The sequence below is a fragment of the Streptomyces cyanogenus genome (genome assembly GCF_017526105.1).
Classification (GTDB): domain Bacteria; phylum Actinomycetota; class Actinomycetes; order Streptomycetales; family Streptomycetaceae; genus Streptomyces; species Streptomyces cyanogenus.
Window position 1 is genome coordinate 2,546,076 of the sequence record NZ_CP071839.1, and the last position, 19,351, is coordinate 2,565,426.

Annotated in this window: 13 protein-coding genes; 6 read left to right on the top strand and 7 right to left on the bottom strand. The window is 70.8% G+C overall.

All coding sequences use genetic code 11. The features are described 5' to 3' along the window. Nucleotides 1–60 precede the first annotated feature (60 nt). Nucleotides 61–3,600, bottom strand: coding sequence for a DNA polymerase III subunit alpha (dnaE, locus tag S1361_RS11385; protein WP_208031734.1), 3,540 nt, complete (start codon nucleotides 3,598–3,600; stop codon nucleotides 61–63). 221 nt (nucleotides 3,601–3,821) lie between these two features. On the opposite strand from dnaE, the gene S1361_RS11390 reads away from it, so the two are divergent. The 4 genes from S1361_RS11390 (at nucleotide 3,822) to S1361_RS11405 (ending at nucleotide 8,576) form a co-directional block, all read left to right on the top strand. Continuing rightward, on the top strand, nucleotides 3,822–5,147 hold the full coding sequence (locus tag S1361_RS11390; protein ID WP_208031735.1) for a DUF2252 domain-containing protein: 1,326 nt from the start codon (nucleotides 3,822–3,824) through the stop codon (nucleotides 5,145–5,147). Between the two features lie 68 nt (nucleotides 5,148–5,215). Further along, a complete protein-coding gene (locus S1361_RS11395) occupies nucleotides 5,216–5,914 on the top strand; it encodes a hypothetical protein (protein WP_208031736.1) in 699 nt (232 codons plus the stop codon). 98 nt (nucleotides 5,915–6,012) lie between these two features. After that, the gene (locus S1361_RS11400) at nucleotides 6,013–6,825 is read left to right on the top strand and encodes a thioredoxin domain-containing protein (protein WP_208031737.1); all 813 of its coding nucleotides are present in this window, start codon (nucleotides 6,013–6,015) and stop codon (nucleotides 6,823–6,825) included. 80 nt (nucleotides 6,826–6,905) lie between these two features. Beyond that, entirely contained in the window at nucleotides 6,906–8,576 is a 1,671-nt protein-coding gene (locus S1361_RS11405; protein WP_208031738.1) for an alkaline phosphatase D family protein, read from the top strand. An 18-nt stretch (nucleotides 8,577–8,594) separates the two neighbouring features. On the opposite strand, the gene S1361_RS11410 is transcribed toward S1361_RS11405, so the two are convergent. Next, nucleotides 8,595–9,167, bottom strand: a complete 573-nt coding sequence (locus S1361_RS11410) for a dienelactone hydrolase family protein (RefSeq protein WP_208031739.1) — start codon at nucleotides 9,165–9,167, stop codon at nucleotides 8,595–8,597. A 105-nt stretch (nucleotides 9,168–9,272) separates the two neighbouring features. On the opposite strand from S1361_RS11410, the gene S1361_RS11415 reads away from it, so the two are divergent. Then, nucleotides 9,273–10,379: a mechanosensitive ion channel family protein gene (locus S1361_RS11415; protein ID WP_208031740.1), complete on the top strand. Its 1,107-nt coding sequence runs from the start codon at nucleotides 9,273–9,275 to the stop codon at nucleotides 10,377–10,379. Nucleotides 10,380–10,413: 34 nt separating this feature from the next. Here S1361_RS11415 and S1361_RS11420 read toward each other — a convergent pair whose 3' ends face one another. From S1361_RS11420 to S1361_RS11440, 5 genes are all read right to left on the bottom strand, one after another. After that, nucleotides 10,414–12,000 (bottom strand): Na+/H+ antiporter, encoded by a 1,587-nt coding sequence (locus S1361_RS11420; RefSeq protein ID WP_208031741.1) that lies wholly within the window; start codon nucleotides 11,998–12,000, stop codon nucleotides 10,414–10,416. Between the two features lie 111 nt (nucleotides 12,001–12,111). Then, nucleotides 12,112–12,579: a GNAT family N-acetyltransferase gene (locus tag S1361_RS11425; RefSeq protein WP_208031742.1), complete on the bottom strand. Its 468-nt coding sequence runs from the start codon at nucleotides 12,577–12,579 to the stop codon at nucleotides 12,112–12,114. Beyond that, nucleotides 12,576–13,520 carry an RluA family pseudouridine synthase gene (locus tag S1361_RS11430; RefSeq protein ID WP_208031743.1) on the bottom strand — a complete coding sequence of 315 codons (945 nt, stop codon included), beginning with the start codon at nucleotides 13,518–13,520 and terminating at the stop codon, nucleotides 12,576–12,578. Before S1361_RS11430 ends, S1361_RS11425 begins: the two co-directional genes overlap by 4 nt. A gap of 64 nt (nucleotides 13,521–13,584) precedes the next feature. Then, nucleotides 13,585–14,235: a signal peptidase II gene (gene lspA, locus S1361_RS11435; protein ID WP_208031744.1), complete on the bottom strand. Its 651-nt coding sequence runs from the start codon at nucleotides 14,233–14,235 to the stop codon at nucleotides 13,585–13,587. A 67-nt stretch (nucleotides 14,236–14,302) separates the two neighbouring features. Next, nucleotides 14,303–15,448, bottom strand: coding sequence for a TraR/DksA family transcriptional regulator (locus tag S1361_RS11440; protein ID WP_208031745.1), 1,146 nt, complete (start codon nucleotides 15,446–15,448; stop codon nucleotides 14,303–14,305). 604 nt (nucleotides 15,449–16,052) lie between these two features. On the opposite strand from S1361_RS11440, the gene ileS reads away from it, so the two are divergent. After that, nucleotides 16,053–19,196, top strand: coding sequence for an isoleucine--tRNA ligase (ileS, locus tag S1361_RS11445; RefSeq protein WP_208031746.1), 3,144 nt, complete (start codon nucleotides 16,053–16,055; stop codon nucleotides 19,194–19,196). The last annotated feature ends 155 nt before the right edge of the window (nucleotides 19,197–19,351 follow it).

A 19,351-nucleotide genomic window follows, 5' to 3' on the forward strand; every position in this document is an offset into this window, starting at 1 on the left:
ACACGGAAGGGGCGCACCCGTCTCGGGTGCGCCCCTTCCCGCTGCCTCGTGCGGCGGGTCTCAGCCGGCCAGGCAGGACGGCCCGAGCAGGACCTTCAGGTCGCCGAAGAGCGCCGGATCCGGCTTGACCCGGTGCCGGTCCAGGCGCAGCACGGTGGTCTTGCGCGGACCCTGGAGTCTGATCCGGACCTCGCTGTCGCCCTTGTGGTGGCTGAGGATCTCACCGAGCCGGCTGACCATCGGCGGGGTCACCTTCACGGCCGGGATGGTGAGCACCACGGGCGCGTTGGTGCCCGCGTTGGACAGGTCCGGGACCATCAGCTCCATGGCGACGAGCCGGGGCACGTCCTCGCGCTTGTCCAGCCGGCCCTTGACGAACACCACGGCGTCCTCGACCAGTTGGGTCGACACCAGCTGGTAGGTGGCCGGGAAGAACATGCACTCGATGGAGCCCGCGAGGTCCTCCACGGTGGCGATCGCCCAGGCGTTGCCCTGCTTGGTCATCTTGCGCTGGAGGCCCGAGATGATGCCGCCGATGGTGACGACCGCGCCGTCGGCGTGCTCGCCGCCGGTGAGCTGGGCGATGCCCGCGTCCGCCTTGTCGGACAGCACGTGCTCCAGACCGAAGAGCGGGTGGTCGGAGACGTAGAGGCCGAGCATCTCCCGCTCCTGGGCGAGCAGGTAGGTCTTGTCCCACTCGTCGTCGGCGAACTGCACGTCGAGGCCGAAGCCGGGCTCGCTGCTGGTCTCCTCGCCCATCCCGCCGAAGAGGTCGAACTGGCCCTCGGCCTCCTTGCGCTTGACCGCGACCACGTTGTCGATCATCGGCTCGTACTGCGCCATGAGGCCCTTGCGGGTGTGGCCCATCGAGTCGAAGGCGCCGGCCTTGATCAGCGATTCGGTGGTGCGCTTGTTGCAGACCACCGCCTCGACCTTGTCGAGGTAGTCGGGGAAGGAGGTGTACTTCCCCTTCGCCTTGCGGCACTTGATGATCGATTCCACGACGTTGGTGCCGACGTTGCGGACGGCGGACAGGCCGAAGAGGATCACGTCGTCGCCCTGGGCGGCGAAGTTCGACTCCGACTCGTTCACGTTCGGCGGGAGCACCCGGATGCCCATGCGGCGGCACTCGTTGAGGTAGACCGCCGACTTGTCCTTGTCGTCCTTCACCGAGGTGAGCAGGGCGGCCATGTACTCGGCGGGGTGGTTCGCCTTCAGGTAGGCGGTCCAGTAGGACACCAGCCCGTACGCGGCCGAGTGCGCCTTGTTGAACGCGTAGCCGGCGAACGGGACCAGCACGTCCCAGAGCGCCTGGATGGCTTCGTCGCTGTAGCCGTTCTTGCGGGCGCCGGCCTGGAAGATGACGAAGTTCTTCTCCAGCTCCTCCGGCTTCTTCTTGCCCATGACGCGGCGGAGGATGTCGGCCTCGCCGAGCGAGTAGCCGGCGATGATCTGGGCGGCCTTCTGCACCTGCTCCTGGTAGACGATCAGGCCGTAGGTGACGTCCAGGACCTCCTTGAGCGGCTCCTCCAGCTCGGGGTGGATCGGCGTGATCTCCTGCTGCCCGTTCTTGCGCAGCGCGTAGTTCGTGTGGGAGTTCATGCCCATCGGGCCCGGCCGGTACAGGGCCGACACGGCGGAGATGTCCTCGAAGTTGTCCGGCTTCATCAGCCGCAGCAGGGACCGCATGGGCCCGCCGTCGAACTGGAAGACGCCGAGGGTGTCGCCGCGCTGGAGCAGTTCGAAGGTCGTGGGATCGTCGAGCGGGAGCGACAGCAGGTCGATGTCGAGGCCCTTGTTGGCCTTCACCATCTTGACCGCGTCGTCCATGATCGTGAGGTTGCGCAGGCCCAGGAAGTCCATCTTCAGCAGGCCGAGCGACTCACAGCTCGGGTAGTCCCACTGGGTGATGGTCACGCCGTCGGTGTGCCTCACCCAGACGGGGACGTGCTCGGTGATGGTCTCGCTGGACATGATCACGCCGGCGGCGTGCACACCCATCTGCCGGACCAGGCCCTCCACGCCGCGCGCGGTGTCGATGACCTTCTTGACGTCCGGCTCGTTCTCGTACATCGAGCGGACCTCGCCGGCCTCCGAGTAGCGGGGGTGGCTGGGGTCGGTGATGCCGGACAGCGGGATGCCCTTGCCGAGGACGTCGGCGGGCATGGCCTTGGTGATCCGGTCGCCCATCGCGTACGGGTAGCCCAGCACGCGCGCGGAGTCCTTGATCGCGTTCTTGGCCTTGATGGTGCCGTACGTGCCGATCATGGCGACCTTGTCGGCGCCGTACTTCTCGGTCACGTACCGGATCACCTCGACGCGCCGGCGCTCGTCGAAGTCGATGTCGACATCGGGCATCGAGATGCGCTCGGGGTTCAGGAACCGCTCGAAGATCAGGCCGTGCGGGATCGGGTCGAGGTCGGTGATGCCGAGGGCGTAGGCGACGATCGAGCCGGCCGCGGAGCCCCGGCCGGGGCCGACCGCGATGCCCTGCTTCTTGGCCCACATGATGAAGTCGGCGACCACGAGGAAGTAGCCCGGGAAGCCCATCGAGATGATCGTGTCCATCTCGTACTCGGCCTGCTTCTGGCGGTCCTCGGGGATGCCGTCCGGGTAGCGGCGCTCCATGCCGCGGCGGACCTCCTCCTTGAACCAGGTGACCTCGGTGTAGCCCTCGGGGATGTCGAACTTCGGCATGAGGTCGCGCTTCTCGAACATGCCGGTGGTGTCCACCATCTCGGCGACGAGGAGCGTGTTGGCGCAGCCCTCCTGCCAGGCGTCCGAGGAGTCGATGGCGTACATCTCGTCCGTGGACTTCAGGTAGTAGCCGGTGCCGTCGAACTTGAAGCGGTCGGGGTCGGAGAGGTTCTTGCCGGTCTGGATGCACAGCAGCGCGTCGTGGGCGCCGGCCTCGTGCGCGTAGGTGTAGTGCGAGTCGTTGGTGACCAGCGGCGGGATGCCGAGCTTCCTGCCGATCTCCAGCAGGCCGTCGCGGACCCGGCGCTCGATCTCGATGCCGTGGTCCATCAGCTCCAGGAAGTACTTGTCCTTGCCGAAGATGTCCTGGTACTCGGCGGCCGCCTTCAGGGCCTCGTCGAAGTGGCCGAGGCGCAGCCGGGTCTGCACCTCGCCGGAGGGGCAGCCGGTGGAGGCCACGATGCCCTCGGACCACTGGGCGATGGTCTCCTTGTCCATCCGGGGCCACTTCTGCAGCCAGCCCTCGGCGTAGGCGTCGGAGGAGAGCCGGAACAGGTTGTGCAGGCCGGTCTTGTTCACCGCCCACATCGTCTTGTGGGTGTAACCACCGGAACCGGAGATGTCGTCCCGCTTCTGGTGCGGCTGGCCCCAGAGGATCTTGCGCTTGTTGCGCCGGGACTCGGGGGCGACATAGGCCTCGATCCCGATGATCGGGGTGATTCCGGCCTTCTTCGCGGAGTGGAAGAAGTCGTACGCGCCGTGGAGGTTGCCGTGGTCGGACATGGCGATGTGCGTCATGCCCATCTCGTTGCACGCGTTGAACATGTCCTTGAGCCGCGCGGCACCGTCCAGCAGCGAGTACTGGGTGTGGACGTGCAGGTGCGTGAAGGGCGGCTTTGACACGGTGAGGCCTCCGGGGGAAACACTCGGCGACGGCTGGCGGACGGTTCTGGGGGTCAGCGTCGAAGTCTATGCCTCGCCGCCGACAGCGAGAGGAAAGCTGGGCCCGAAGCGCCTCGATCCGGGTGGTGATCGGGCGGCCGGCGGGCACTCCCGCGTACCTTCGTGCGTTGGGTACGGCAGAAACGCTGTCGTACAGGCAATGCACCAGGAGGCACCCCGCGATGTCGGTCCCCCAGCTCGACGAGGAGCAGCGCGGCGAGGAGATCCTCGCCGTCTTCGACACCGCCTTCGGCCGGCTCCTGGCCGCCGACCCGGCAGCGTTCCGGGTGAAGTTCCGCAAGATGGCGGCCTCGGCCTTCGCGTTCTACCGGGGCACGGCGTGCCTCTTCTACCACGACCTGGACGCGGAGAAGCGCGGCGGGCCGTACCTGGACGACCGCACCTCGCGCGTGTGGATCCACGGCGACCTGCACGCCGAGAACTTCGGCACGTACATGGACTCCAACGGCCGCCTGGTCTTCAACGTCAACGACTTCGACGAGGCCTACGTCGGCCCCTTCACCTGGGACCTCAAGCGCTTCGCGGCGTCCGTCGCGCTCGTCGGGTACGCGAAGGCGCTGAGCGACGCGCAGATCACCGAGCTGGTGACGGTCTACGCCGCCGCCTACCGCGAGCGCATCCACGCCCTGGCCACGGGCGCCAAGCGGGAGGAGGTGCCGCCGTTCACGCTGGACACCGCGCAGGGTCCGCTGCTGGACGCGCTGCGCGACGCCCGCTCGCTGACCCGGTTCGGGCTGCTGGACTCGATGACCGAGATCCGCGACTTCGAGCGCCGCTTCGCGCCGGGCGGCGGCTCCATCGAGCTGGACGCGGCCACCCGCTACAAGGTCCTGGCGGCCTTCGACGGCTATCTGGAGACCCTGCCGGACTCCTCCCTGGCCCGCCCGGACTCGTACCGGGTGAAGGACGTCGTGGGCCGCCGGGGCATCGGCATCGGTTCGGCGGGCCTGCCGTCGTACAACATCCTCCTGGAGGGCCACAGCGACGCCCTGGAGAACGATGTCGTGATCTACATCAAGCAGGCCCAGACCCCGGCCGTCTCCCGGCACATCACGGACCCGGCCATCGCGGAGTACTTCCAGCACGAGGGCCACCGCACGGTGATCTCCCAGCGCGCCCTGCAGGCGCACGCCGACCCGTGGCTCGGCTGGACCGAGCTGGACGGCACGGGCCAGCTGGTCGCCGAGGTCTCGCCGTACGCCGTGGACCTGGACTGGGACGACATCGACGACCCGGAGGAGATCGCGGCCGTCGTCGCCGACCTGGGCCGGGCCACCGCCACGATGCACGCGGCGGCGGACGACACCTCCGGCGAGTCCCTGGTGCCGTTCTCCACCGAGCGGGCCATCGACGCGGCGATCGCCGCCGACGAGGAGGGTTTCGCTCCCCTGCTGGTGGACTTCGCGCACCGCTACGGCGCACGCGCGCGTGCGGACCACCAGATCTTCGTGGACCTGTTCCGCAACGGCCGGATTCCGGGGCTGTAATCCTCGCGGATCCACAGGCACCCTTTAGGGGTCCCTTACCCGCGTACGTGACACACTCTCCTTTCGCTATGGACATATCCGGGACCCAGCTCAGAGCCGTGCGCGCGGCGCTGTTCACGGCCTTCGTCGTGACGCTCAGCACCGCGTCGCACGTGCTGCTGTCCCGTGCTCCGCTGCCGCTGGCGACCGTGGGCGCGGTCGCCGCCGGGGTGTTCGTCACCGCGTACGCGCTGGCGGGCCGCGAGCGCGGCTTCGGCCGGATCGCGGCCCTGCTGATCCCGCTGGAACTGGCCGCCGACACGGTGTTCACCACCGGCCAGCACACCTGCTACGGCCGGGCCGGCGGCCCGGTCACGGGCCCGCTGCGGGCGGTCGGCCTGGACGTGCTGTGCGAGGGCCGCGTGGGCACCCCGCTGGCCCGGATGACCGGCGGCACCGACCGCGTGGACGCGCTGCTCGCCCACGCCAGCCCGGCCGCGGCCTGGCTGCTGCTCGCCGCGCACATCGGCGTGGGCCTGCTCGCCGCCGCGTGGCTGCGCCGGGGCGAGCGGGCGCTGACCCAACTGCTGCGCGCGGTCGCCGCCACCACCTTCCGGCCGCTGCTGCTGGCGGTGGCCGCGGTCGCCGCACGGCCGCTGCCGGCCCGCCGGCTGCCCCGCCCGGCCCCGCGCCGCGCCACCGCCCGCAACCGGCTCCTCGTGCACTCCCTGGGACGGCGTGGACCGCCGTGCTCCGCCCCCGCCGCGTCCGCGCCGGCCTTCGCCTGAGCGACGGCCGTCCCGCGATGGACGGCAGCTGAGCACGAACAGTCCCCCACACGTATCCCGCGTACGACGTGTGCGCGTCCCCTATGGAGATCACCAACATGAGCAAGCGGAACAGCCAGACGGCGAAGACGGCGGCCCGGGAGCGGCTGCGCCAGGAGCGCGAGCGGCAGGCCAAGCGCGCCAAGGTCAGGCGCCAGCTGATCGTGGCCGCCTCGGTGGTCGGCGTGCTGGCCGCGGCGGGCGGCATAGGCTGGGCCGTCGTCCAGGCCAACAAGCCCGCCCACTGGGAGGCCGCCAAGAAGGACACGCTCGTCAAGCCGGCCCACACCACGGGCAAGGACGGCACGACGATCGTCCTCGGCAAGAGCAGCGCCGAGAAGACCCTCGTGATGTACGAGGACCCGCGCTGCCCGGTCTGCGCCGACTTCGAGCAGGCGGTCGGCCCGACCGTCAAGAAGGACATGGACGCCGGCAAGTTCAAGGTCCAGTACGTCGGCGCCACCTTCCTCGACCGGAACCTGACCGGTGAGGGCTCCAAGAACGCGCTCAGCGCGCTGGGCGCCGCGCTCGACGTCAGCCCCGAGGCCTTCCTCGAGTACAAGTCCGCGATGTACTCCGAGAAGTGGCACCCCCAGGAGACCACCGACAAGTTCAAGGACGACGCCTACCTGATCCAGATCGCCGACACCGTCCCCGCCCTCAAGGGGAACGCGAAGTTCCAGAAGGCCGTGAAGGACGGCACCTACGACCGGTGGGCGCTGGAGGAGTCCAAGATCTTCGACAGGGACGGCATCTCGGGCACTCCGACGCTGAAGATGGGCGACAAGACGCTGACGGGCTCCGACGGCAAGAACGCGCCCATGACGGTCGCCGAGTTCAACACCGCGCTGGAGGCGGCCCTCAAGGGCTGAGCCGACGATTCCTCAAAGGGCGGGCGAACTTTTGCCGGTTCGCCCGCCCTCGCGCATACCGATCAGTAACCTGATCGTCCGTGACCAGTCGATACAGATCGTCCGAGGCCTCCCATGGCTTCGGCCCGCTTTCGCCCCGCCGCCGTACGGTCGTCAAGGCCGCGGCGGCGACCGCTGTCCTGGCCGGCCCGCTGGCCGCCGCACTGCCGGCCCGCGCCGCCACGGACGCCCCCGCCTTCCTGCACGGCGTCGCCTCCGGCGATCCGCTGCCCGACGGCATCCTGCTGTGGACCCGGGTGACCCCGACGCCGGAGGCGATACCCGGCTCCGGGCTCGGCCCGGACACCGAGGTCAGCTGGATCGTCGCCCGGGACAAGGCCTTCACGACCGTCGTCGCCAAGGGCTCCACCACCGCGACGGCCGCCTCCGACCACACCGTGAAGGCCGACATCCGCGGCCTGGAGCCGGCCACCGACTACTGGTTCCGCTTCTCGGCCGGCGGCACCGACTCCCCGGTGGCGCGCACCCGCACCGCGCCGGCGGCGGACGCGGACGTCTCCTCCCTGCGCTTCGGCGTGGTCTCCTGCGCCAACTGGGAGGCGGGCTGGTTCTCCGCCTACCGCCACCTCGCCGCGCGGGGCGACCTGGACGCCTGGCTGCATCTCGGCGACTACGTCTACGAGTACAAGTCCGGCGAGTACGCCAACCGCGGCAAGGTCGTCCGCCCGCACGCACCGGCCAACGAGATCCTCACCCTCGCCGACTACCGGATCCGGCACGCGAAGTACAAGACCGACCCCGACCTCCAGGCCCTGCACCTGAAGGCGCCGGTCATCGCGATCTGGGACGACCACGAGTTCGCCGACAACGCCTGGTCGGGCGGCGCGGTCAACCACACCGAGGGTGCCGAGGGCACCTGGACGGCTCGTCAGGCCGCCGCCAAGCAGGCCTACTTCGAGTGGATGCCGGTCCGCCCGGCCATCACCGGCACCACCTACCGGCGGCTGCGCTTCGGCAAGCTCGCCGACCTGTCCCTGCTGGACCTGCGCTCCTTCCGCTCCCAGCAGGCGTCCACCGCCAGCGGCTCGGTGGACGACCCGGACCGCACGCTCACCGGACGCGCCCAGCTCGACTGGCTGAAGGCCGGTCTCAAGGCCTCCGACACCAGGTGGCGGCTGGTCGGCAACTCGGTGATGATCTCGCCGTTCTCCTTCGGCTCCCTCTCCGCCGACCTGTTCAAGCCGCTCGCCAAGCTGCTCGGGCTGCCGCAGGAGGGCATCGCCGCCAACACCGACCAGTGGGACGGCTACACCGACGACCGCCGCGAACTCCTGGCGCACCTGCGCTCCAACGCCATCGGCAACACCGTCTTCCTGACCGGTGACATCCACATGGCGTGGGCCAACGACGTGCCGGTGGACGCCGGCACCTACCCGCTGTCGGCGTCGGCCGCCACCGAGTTCGTGGTGACCTCGGTGACGTCCGACAACCTGGACGACATCGTGAAGGTCCCCGAGGGCACGGTCTCCGCGGTGGCCGCGCCGGTCATCAAGGCCGCCAACCGGCACGTCCACTGGGTGGACACCGACCGGCACGGCTACGGTGTGCTGGACATCACGGCCGAGCGCGCGCAGATGGACTACTACGTCCTGTCCGACCGCGCCGACGCGAACGCCACCTCCAGCTGGGCGCGCTCCTACCGCACCCGCAGCGGCACGCAGAAGGTCGAGCGGACCTACGACCCGGTGTGACCGCCCGGGCGCAACCGCTCAGCCGAGCGAGTCGAGGAAGCCGAGCGCCACCCGCCAGGTGGCCTCGGCGGCCTCCTCGTCGTAGTCCGGCAGTCCGGGGTCGGTGTAGAGGTGCCCGGCCCCGGCGTACCGGTAGACCTCGACGTCGGCGCCCGCGCGGCCCATCTGCAGGTACCAGGCGCTCAGCCAGTCGTCCGTCTCGAACGGGTCCGGCTCGGCCACGTGCAGCTGCACCGGCAGCTCGTCCACCTGCGCGTTCGGCGCGATGTCCGACGTGCCGTGCAGGAGCAGCAGCCCGCGCGCCTTGTCGTCGCCGAGGGCGAGGGTCTGTGCGACGGAGGCGCCGAGCGAGAACCCGGCGTACACCAGCCCGCGGTCGGAGTACGGCGCCGCGGCCAGCACGGCCCGCTTCAGCAGTTCCTCCTTGCCGATCCGCTCCTTGAACTCCATGCCCTCCTCGACGGTGTCGAACGTGCGCCCCTCGAAGAGGTCCGGCGTCCACACCTCGTGGCCCGCCGCGCGCAGCCGGTCCGCGGCCTCGCGCACCGCGGGCCGCAGCCCGTAGGTCGAGTGGAAAAGCATGATGTTCATGAGGCCATGGTGCCAGCCGGCTACGAGAGTGCCGGTGCCGCCTTACCCAGGAACGCGCCGAACTCACATGTTCATGTCCTCCGCGCGCCGGTTAGGAGCGGAGGCATGGAGAACGTACTCCGCCCCCTGATCGTGCTCGGCGGCACGGTGCTGCTGACCCTGGCCATCGGCTGGGGCACCGACCGGCTGCTGTGCAAGGCCGACGAACGCGACCACGACACCCCACTGTGGGGGCTGCTGCGCCGTGCCCGCATCCCCTACCAGCTCGTCCTGTGCGCCGCCCTGCTACGCGGGTCGTACGACCAGGCGAAGCTGGTCGAGCGGCACCAGGTCGGCATCGGCCGGGCCCTGACGCTGGTGCTGATCGGTTCGGCCGCCTGGCTGGTGATCCGGATCGCCGCGGCGATAGTCGAGACCACCTACACCCGCTATGCCCGCATCCACCGCGACGCGGCCCGGGTGCGCCGGGTGCGCACGCAGGTGGAACTGATCATGCGGGTGGTGTCCGCGATCGTCATCGTCGTGGCCGTCTCGTCGATGCTGCTGACGTTCCCGGCGATGCGCGCGGCGGGCGCCTCCCTGCTGGCTTCGGCGGGCATCATCGCCGCCATCGCCGGTGTCGCCGCCCAGTCGACGCTCTCGAACATGTTCGCCGGGCTGCAGATCGCCTTCGGCGACATGGTGCGCATAGGCGACACCGTCGTGGTGGACGGCGAGTGGGGCACCGTCGAGGAGATCACCCTGACCTTTCTGACAGTCCGGACCTGGGACGAACGCCGGATCACCATGCCGGTGTCGTACTTCACCTCCAAGCCCTTCGAGAACTGGTCCCGCGGCACCCCGCAGATGACCGGGATCATCTACTGGCACCTCGACCACAGCGCGCCGCTGGAGGCGATGCGCGAGAAGCTGCGGGACATCCTGCGCGGGTGCCCGGCCTGGGACGGCCGCGCGTGCAACCTCCAGGTGACGGACACCACGCCGAACACCATCCAGGTGCGCGCCCTGGTGACGGCGAAGGACGCGGACGACATCTGGACGGTGCGGATCACGGTCCGTGAGCAGATGATCGCCTGGCTGTCCGCGGAGCACCCCTACGCGCTGCCCCGGGTGAACACCGCCGACGCGGTGCTCCCGCCGTACCGCGTCCCGTCCCCCGACGGCGCCTCGCTGCGCAGGGCCTACGACTTCCCGCGCACCGGCCGCGGCTGACCGGCCGCACCGCCCCCCGCCCGGGACCGGGTGCTCAGCGCAGGCTCCGCACGTCGAGATGGCGCAGCACCCGGTCCACGATCTCCGGGTCCGCCCCGGGCTCGCTGCGCGCCGCCAGGACCTCGTGCCGGGCGGCGCTCAGCATCTCGTTCTGGATGCGCCGCACCCGCTTGAGCCGCCGGGCCCGCTGGTGCTGGGCCTCCCGCCGCTCCTCCTCGCCCATGTCCGGGCTGATCCGGATCCCGATGTCGAAGGCGCGCCGCAGCATCTGTTCGGACAGGTCCTCGGGCAGCTCCTCGACCTGCTCGATCTCCCGCAGCCGGCGCTTGGCGGCCTTCGCGGCCCGTACCGCCAGCTCCTTCTCGAACTCCTTCTCGCGCTCGGAGTCGGCCCGCACCCCGAGCCGCCGCACCAGCCACGGCAGTGTCAGCCCCTGCACCACCAGCGTGACGATGATCACCCCGAAGGCGATGAAGACGATCTCGTCCCGGTCGGGAAACGGGGAGCCGTCATCGGTCCGCAGCGGCACCGCCAGCGCCAGCGCCACCGAGGCCACCCCGCGCATCCCGGACCACCACATCACGACGGTCTCCCGCCAGCTCACCGGGATCTCCTCGTCGTAGTCCCGGCGGGCGTGCAGCCGCTTGGTCAGCCAGGTCGCCGGAAGCAGCCACAGCAGCCGTACGACGACCACCACGCCGACGACGGCGGCCGCCCAGCCGAGCATCTCGCCCCACCGCCCCTGGGCCGTGCGGATGGCGTTGTGCAGCTCCAGGCCGATGAGTCCGAAGGCGACACCCGTGACGAGGGTGTCGATGATGTCCCAGAAGGTGTGCCCGGCGAGCCGGGTCATCACGTCGTCGGCGTCGGAGGCGTACTCGGCCAGGAAGAGCGCCGTGGTGAGCACGGCGAGCACCCCGGAGCCCTGGAGCTTCTCCGCGAGCACGTAGGAGGCGTACGGCACCAGCAGGGTCATGCCGATCTGCAGGGTCGGATCGCCCAGCAGGTCCATCAGCTTGTTCGCGCCCCAGCCCAGCACCAGGCCGACGGCCACCGCGACGACCGCGGACAGCACCAGGTCGAGGCCGGCCCCCCAGGGCGAGAACGTGCCGCTCACGGCCGCGGCGATCGCCACGTGGTACAGCACGATCGCGGTCACGTCGTTGAAGAGCCCCTCGCCCTCCAGGATCGACACCAGGCGGCGCGGCAGCCCCAGCTGTCCGGCGACGCTGGTCGCGGCGACCGGGTCGGGCGGCGCGACCAGGGCACCCAGGGCGACGGCGGCCGCGATCGGCAGCCCGGGCACGATCGCGCTTGCCATGAACGCCACGCACACCGTGGTCACGAACACCAGGGCCACGGCCAGCAGGAAGATCGGCCGGAGGTTGGCCGCGAACTGCCGCCAGGACGTGCGGCGTACCGCGGCGTAGAGCAGCGGCGGCAGCAGCCCGGGCAGGATCAGGTCGGGCGGGATGTCCACGTTGGGCACGAAGTCGGCCACCGCCAGGGCCCCGCCGAACAGCGTCATCAGCACCGGCGCCGGCACCTGGAAGCGGTCCCCCAGCGGGACGCTCACCAGGGCCCCGAGCAGCAGTACGAACAACAGAGCCAGCTGATCCACGGACGGCGCTCCGGGGGTCGACGATCACACGGCAGGCCTCAAGCCTGCCATGCCGCCCGCGCCCCGGCCGTTCCGACTCCTCTCGGGCCCGCGCCCCCGGCGGGCCCCGCGCTACAGGGCCCGGCGCATCGCCCGGTGCGGTATGCCCGCGTCCGGGAACTCCGGGCCGTACGCCTCGTAGCCGAGCCGCTCGTAGAACCCCAGGGCGTGGGTCTGGGCGTGCAGGTCCACCGCCGTGAGACCACGGGCGCGTGCCGCGTCCTCGATGGCGCGGACCAGGGCGGCGCCGACGCCGAGCCCGCGCGCCGCGCGGGAGACGGCGAGCCGCCCCAGGGAACCCACCGCCGGGTCCCCGCCGGTCTTCGCGGCCGCCGCCTCGCCGTACAGCAGGCGTCCGGTGCCCAGCGGCACCCCGTCCTCGCGGACGGCCAGCACATGCACGGCCACGGTGTCGTAGGCGTCGTACTCGATGTCCTCGGCGACGCCCTGCTCGGCCACGAAGACCTCCTTGCGGACCGCGAAGCAGGCCTCGCGGTCGGCGGGGTCCTCGGCGACCCGGACGGTGTAGGCCGGGCTCACGCCCACGTCTCCTCGCGGACCTGGTCGAGGGCCTTTTGGAGGTCCTCCGGGTAGTCGCTCTCGAACTCCGCCCAGCCGCCGTCGCCGGGATGCTCGAAACCGAGGCGGACGGCGTGCAGCCACTGGCGGGTCAGACGCAGCCGCTTGGCGAGGGTCGGGTCGGCGCCGTAGGTGAGGTCGCCGACGCACGGGTGGCGGTGGGCGGCCATGTGGACGCGGATCTGGTGGGTGCGGCCCGTCTCCAGCTTCACGTCCAGCAGGGAGGCGGCGCGGAAGGCCTCGATGAGGTCGTAGTGGGTCACCGAGGGCTTGCCCTCGGCCGTCACCGCCCACTTGTAGTCGTGCTGGGGGTGGCGGCCGATCGGGGCGTCGATGGTGCCGCTCGTCGGGTCCGGGTGGCCCTGCACCAGAGTGTGGTAGCGCTTGTCGACCGTGCGCTCCTTGAACTGGCGCTTGAGCGACGTGTACGCCCGCTCCGACTTGGCGACCACCATCAGGCCCGAGGTGCCGACGTCCAGTCGGTGCACGATGCCCTGGCGCTCGGCGGCGCCCGAGGTCGAGATCCGGTATCCGGCTGCGGCGAGACCGCCGATGACGGTCGGGCCGGACCAGCCCGGCGACGGGTGCGCGGCCACGCCGACCGGCTTGACGATCACGACCACGTCATCGTCGTCGTGCACGATCTCCATGCCCTCGACCGGTTCGGCGACCACCTGCACCGGCGCGGGCGCCTGCGGCATCTCGACCTCCAGCCAGGCGCCGCCGCGCACCCGCTCGGACTTGCCGACCACCGCGCCGTCGACCTGGACCTTGCCGGCCGCGGCCAGCTCCGCGGCCTTCGTGCGGGAGAAGCCGAACATGCGGGAGATGGCGGCGTCGACGCGCTCGCCCTCCAGGCCGTCGGGCACGGGCAGGGTACGGATCTCGGGAATCGTGCTCACCCGTCGAGTATGCCGGACGGGTGGGACGGCACCGAACGAGCCTGTGGAAAACCGGGGCCGGCCCTCAGTCCTTGTGGATGGTGCCGTCGGGGTCCAGGCCGCGGAAGGACAGCAGCACGATCAGGATGCCGCCGCACACGATCGCCGAGTCGGCGAGGTTGAACACCGCGAAGCCCTTGGGCGCGATGAAGTCCACGACCTCGCCCTCGAAGACGCCCGGCGCCCGGAAGATCCGGTCGGTGAGGTTGCCGAGCGCGCCGCCGAGCAGCAGCCCGAGCGCGACCGCCCAGGGGAAGCTGTACAGCTTGCGGGCCAGCCGGATGATCACCACGATCACGGCCGCGGCGATCAGCGTGAAGATCACCGTGAAGGCCGCGCCGAACCCGAAGGCGGCACCGGGGTTGCGGATGGCGTGCAGCTCCAGCAGGTCCCCGAGGATCTGGATCGGCGCGTGGCCCTCCAGCCGGGAGACGACGAGCATCTTGCTGACCAGGTCGAGGGCGTAGGCGAACGCGGCCACCGCGAACAGCACGGCGATCCGGCGCCCGCGGCCGGTCCGCCGCGCCGGGGCCCCCTGCTCGCCCGCGCGGGACGCGCCGGCCTGCCCTGACGCGGCGGGGGCACCGGAGCCTGCGGCTGCTCCGTCCGCCGCCGTCCGCTCGCCGCCGTCGTCCGGGGTGTCCGGCGTACCGATGATGCGCTCCGCCTCTGCCACGTGAGTCCCTCAACCTAGGTGCCTGACTGGGGACGAGACTACGGCACGCCCCGAGGGCCCCTCACGTTCAGGAGCGGCGTTCCTGCTTCTGCTTGCACTCCACGCACAGGGTGGCCCGCGGGAAGGCCTGCATACGGGCCTTGCCGATGGGATTGCCGCAGTTCTCGCACAGGCCGTAGGTGCCCGCGTCGAGCCGTTCCAGGGCCCGCTCGGTCTGGATCAGCATCTCGCGCGCGTTGGCGGCCAGCGCCAGCTCGTGCTCGCGCGTGATGTTCTTGGTGCCGGTGTCGGCCTGGTCGTCGCCGGCGCCGTCCCCGGAGTCCCGCATCAGCCCGACCAGCGAGGCCTCGGAGGAGCTGATCTCCTCCCGCAGCCGCGTCATCTCGGACTCCAGTTCCGCGCGGGCCTCGGCGACCTCCTCCGGGGTCCAGGGGTCCTCCCCGGGGCGCACCGCCAGTTCGCCGGGCTCCGCCGCGGCGACGCGTGCCTTGGGAACGGCGGTCTGTGCCGCCGTGGCCGTGCCAGGAGTCTTCTTCGCAACCACTGTCGTGGCTCCCGTCTGCTTGGCGGCCCGCGCCGCGCCCGCTTTCTTGGCCGTGCTCGTGCTCTTCTCGGCCGCCGCCGTCACCGCGGCCTCGTGGGCGGCGGCCTTCTGTGCGGCGGTCCTCTTGGCGCCGGTCTTCCTGGCGGCCGTTTCCTCCACGGCCGTCTCCCGGGCGGCCGCCTTCTTCGCGGCCGTCGTCCTGACGACCGCCTTCTTCGTGGCCGCCTTCTTCACCGCGGCCTTCGCTGCCGGGGTCTTCTTCGCCGCCGGTTCCTCCACGGCCGCCTCGTCGACAGCCGCCACCCTCTTGGCGGCCGCCTCCTTGACCGCCGCCGTCCTCCTGGCGGCCGGTTTCTTCGCGACCGCCTTCGTGGCCGCTGCCTTCCCGGCCGCCGTCCTCCCGGCCGCCGTCTTGGCGGCGACCGTCTCCTTGGCATTCGCCCGCGGAGCCGCCGGCTTCCCGGCCACAGGCTTACCGGCGACCGCCTTCGCGGCCGTCGCGTTCTTGGCGGCCGTCGCCTTCCCGGCGGCCGTCGCGTTCTTGGCGGCCGTCTTCCTGGCAGCCGTCTTCGTGGCGGCCGTCGTGCTCAGAGCCGTCTTCTTGGTGGCAGGCCTCGCGCCGGTCTTCCCGGTCGCCGGCTGCTGTACGGCGGTCTTCTTCGCCACCATGGCCGCGGCCCCTTCACATATTGTGATCTTGCTCGCGAATCGTGCTGGGACGATAAATCGACTTGAGTCCCGCGGCAACGGGGCACACCGCCCGATTCGCCCGCCCGCACCCCCCGAGCCACGGGCCTGCATCCGTTGTGCCCAGCTCCCCGCCGGGTAATCCGCCGCTCCCGCCCCGCGCGGACCCGCGTGCCCGCCCCCTCGCCATTCGGGTCATCCGGCCCGGTCGCACCGCACCCGCCCCGCCGCACGGAAAAAGCGGTCGGCCGCCGTCCGCGCGGCGCCGTACACTGGGCGGAGCGAAAAGCGTGGATGGGGACGAGTAGCGGCGTACGCAGCCCAGAGCGACCCGGGGACGGTGTGAGCCCGGGGGCGAGCGCGACGTGAAGATCACCCCGGAGCCGCCGGAAGAAAGCCGCTGCCGAAGGGCGGCGGCGAGTAGAACCGGCTCGCGACCCCAATGAGGGGGCCCACCGGCGCGTACGGCGCGGCGGAGGGCCAAGGAGGGTGGTACCGCGGGAGCGCGCCGCACACGGCGTAGACAGGAACGAAGGCTCTCGTCCCTCCGACGGAAGGCAGCAAGTCCGTTGGAGGATGCTCGCAGATGACAGCGCCGACGTACCGCCAGGTGCCCGCACAGGTCGACCTGCCCGCTCTTGAGCACGCCGTGCTCGACTTCTGGCGCGAGCAGAAGATCTTCGCCAAGAGCCTGGAGCAGTCCGGGGGCCGCCCCGAGTGGGTGTTCTACGAGGGCCCGCCCACCGCCAACGGCATGCCCGGTGCCCACCACATCGAGGCGCGCGTCTTCAAGGACGTCTTCCCCCGCTTCCGCACCATGCGCGGCTACCACGTGGCCCGCAAGGCCGGCTGGGACTGCCACGGCCTGCCCGTGGAGCTGGCCGTCGAGAAGGAACTCGGCTTCTCCGGCAAGCAGGACATCGAGGCGTACGGCATCGCCGAGTTCAACGCCAAGTGCCGCGAGTCCGTGACCCGGCACACCGACGCCTTCGCCGAGCTGACGACCCGCATGGGCTACTGGGTCGACCTGGACGACGCCTACCGGACCATGGACCCCGAGTACGTGGAGTCGGTCTGGTGGTCGCTGAAGGAGATCTTCAACAAGGGCCTGCTGGTCCAGGACCACCGCGTCGCCCCCTGGTGCCCGCGCTGCGGCACCGGCCTGTCCGACCACGAGCTGGCACAGGGCTACGAGACGGTCGTCGACCCGTCCGTGTACGTCCGTTTCCCGCTCACCTCCGGTCCGCTGGCCGGCCAGGCCGCGCTCCTGGTGTGGACGACCACCCCCTGGACGCTGGTGTCCAACACCGCGGTCGCCGCGCACCCCGAGGTCACCTACGTCGTCGCGACCGACGGCGAGGAGAAGCTCGTCGTCGCCGAGCCGCTCGTCGCCAGGGCGCTCGGCGAGGGCTGGGAGACCACGGGCCAGACCTTCACCGGTGCCGAGATGGAGCGCTGGACGTACCAGCGTCCGTTCGAGCTCGTGGAGTTCCCCGAGCCGGCGCACTTCGTGGTGAACGCCGAGTACGTCACCACCGAGGACGGCACGGGCCTGGTCCACCAGTCCCCCGCCTTCGGTGAGGACGACCTCAAGGTCTGCCGCTCCTACGGCCTGCCCGTGGTGAACCCGGTCCGCCCGGACGGCACCTTCGAGGAGGGCGTCCCGCTGGTCGGCGGCGTCTTCTTCAAGAAGGCGGACGAAAAGCTCACCGCGGACCTCCAGCAGCGCGGCCTCCTCTTCAAGCACCTGCCGTACGAGCACAGCTACCCGCACTGCTGGCGCTGCCACACCGCGCTGCTCTACTACGCGCAGCCCTCCTGGTACATCCGCACGACGGCGATCAAGGACCGCCTGATCCAGGAGAACGAGAAGACCAACTGGTTCCCGGAGACGGTCAAGCACGGCCGCTTCGGCGACTGGCTGAGCAACAACATCGACTGGGCGCTGTCCCGCAACCGCTACTGGGGCACTCCGCTGCCCATCTGGCGCTGCGAGGAGGACCACCTCACCTGCGTCGGCTCCCGCGCGGAGCTGACCGGGCTGACCGGCACCGACCAGTCGGCCCTGGACCCGCACCGCCCGTACATCGACGAGGTCACCTTCGCCTGCCCGCACGAGGGCTGCGGGAAGACGGCCACGCGCGTGCCCGAGGTCATCGACGCCTGGTACGACTCGGGCTCGATGCCGTTCGCGCAGTGGGGCTACCCGCACAAGAACAAGGAGCTGTTCGAGAGCCGGTACCCGGCGCAGTTCATCTCCGAGGCGATCGACCAGACCCGCGGCTGGTTCTACACGCTGATGGCCGTCGGCACCCTCGTCTTCGACAAGTCGTCGTACGAGAACGTCGTCTGCCTCGGCCACATCCTCGCCGAGGACGGCCGCAAGATGTCCAAGCACCTCGGCAACACCCTGGACCCCATCCCGCTCATGGACCAGCACGGCGCGGACGCGGTGCGCTGGTTCATGGCGGCCGGCGGTTCCCCGTGGGCCGCGCGCCGGGTGGGCCACGGCACCATCCAGGAGGTCGTCCGCAAGACCCTGCTGACGTACTGGAACACGGTCGCCTTCCAGGCCCTGTACGCCCGCACGTCGCAGTGGGCGCCGTCCGCGGCGGACCCGGCGCCGGCCGACCGCCCGGTGCTGGACCGCTGGCTGCTGTCGGAGCTGCACGCGCTCACCGACCAGGTGACCCAGGCGCTGGAGGCGTACGACACCCAGCGCGCCGGCAAGCTGCTGTCCGCGTTCGTGGACGACCTGTCGAACTGGTACGTCCGCCGTTCGCGCCGCCGCTTCTGGCAGGGCGACAAGGCCGCGCTGCGCACGCTGCACGAGGTGCTGGAGACGGTCACCAAGCTGATGGCGCCGATCACCCCGTTCATCGCCGAGCGGGTCTGGCAGGACCTGGTCGTCCCGGTCACCCCGGGCGCGCCGGAGTCCGTGCACCTGGCCACCTGGCCGGAGGCGGACCTGTCGGCGATCGACCCGGAGCTGTCGAGGCAGATGGTCCTGGTCCGCCGGCTGGTGGAGCTGGGCCGTGCCACGCGCGCGGAGTCGGGCGTCAAGACCCGTCAGCCGCTGTCCCGGGCGCTGATCGCGGCGACCGGGTTCGACTCCCTGGACCCGGAGCTGCACACGCAGATCACCGAGGAGCTGAACGTCGAGGCGTTGGCGTCCCTGAGCGAGGTCGGCGGCAGCCTGGTCGACACGACCGCCAAGGCGAACTTCCGGGCGCTCGGCAAGCGGTTCGGCAAGCGGGTGCAGGACGTGGCGAAGGCGATCGCCGCCGCCGACGCCGCCGCGCTGTCCCTCGCCCTGCGCGAGGGCACGGCCTCGGTGGACGTCGACGGGGAGACGGTCACGCTCGCCCCGGACGAGGTGATCATCACGGAAACCCCGCGCGAGGGCTGGTCGGTGGCCTCCGACTCCGGTGCGACGGTCGCCCTGGACCTGGAGATCACCGAGGAGCTGCGGCAGGCGGGCCTGGCCCGTGACGCGATCCGGCTGATCCAGGAGGCCCGCAAGAACAGCGGCCTGGACGTCGCCGACCGGATCGCGCTGCGCTGGACGTCGGCCGATCCCGCGGTGGTCGCCGCGCTGTCCGAGCACAGTGAGCTGATCGCCGACGAGGTGCTGGCCACCGACTTCGGCCAGGGTGAGGCCGACGACAACTACGGTGCCGCGTTCACCGACGAGGGTCTGTCGCTGACGTTCCGACTGCGCAAGGTGTAAGCGCCGAGCGGTGTGAGAAGGGCCCGGTCTCCGTCGAGGAGGCCGGGCCCTTCTTCCTGTGTGGCGGTCGGTCCGGTTGCCGTGCGCGGTTCCGTGCGCCCTGAAGGATCTCACCGCGCCCGGCACCGGCAGCTCAACCCGCGTAAAAAGGGCGG

Excerpts from the sequence above, each read along its gene's own strand:
- S1361_RS11390 (WP_208031735.1), top strand. The coding sequence starts at position 3,822 with ATGTCGGTCCCCCAGCTCGACGAGGAGCAGCGCGGCGAGGAGATCCTC.
- S1361_RS11395 (WP_208031736.1), top strand. The coding sequence starts at position 5,216 with ATGGACATATCCGGGACCCAGCTCAGAGCCGTGCGCGCGGCGCTGTTC.
- S1361_RS11400 (WP_208031737.1), top strand. The coding sequence starts at position 6,013 with ATGAGCAAGCGGAACAGCCAGACGGCGAAGACGGCGGCCCGGGAGCGG.
- S1361_RS11410 (WP_208031739.1), bottom strand. The coding sequence starts at position 9,167 with ATGAACATCATGCTTTTCCACTCGACCTACGGGCTGCGGCCCGCGGTG.
- S1361_RS11415 (WP_208031740.1), top strand. The coding sequence starts at position 9,273 with ATGGAGAACGTACTCCGCCCCCTGATCGTGCTCGGCGGCACGGTGCTG.
- S1361_RS11440 (WP_208031745.1), bottom strand. The coding sequence starts at position 15,448 with ATGGTGGCGAAGAAGACCGCCGTACAGCAGCCGGCGACCGGGAAGACC.
- ileS (WP_208031746.1), top strand. The coding sequence starts at position 16,053 with ATGACAGCGCCGACGTACCGCCAGGTGCCCGCACAGGTCGACCTGCCC.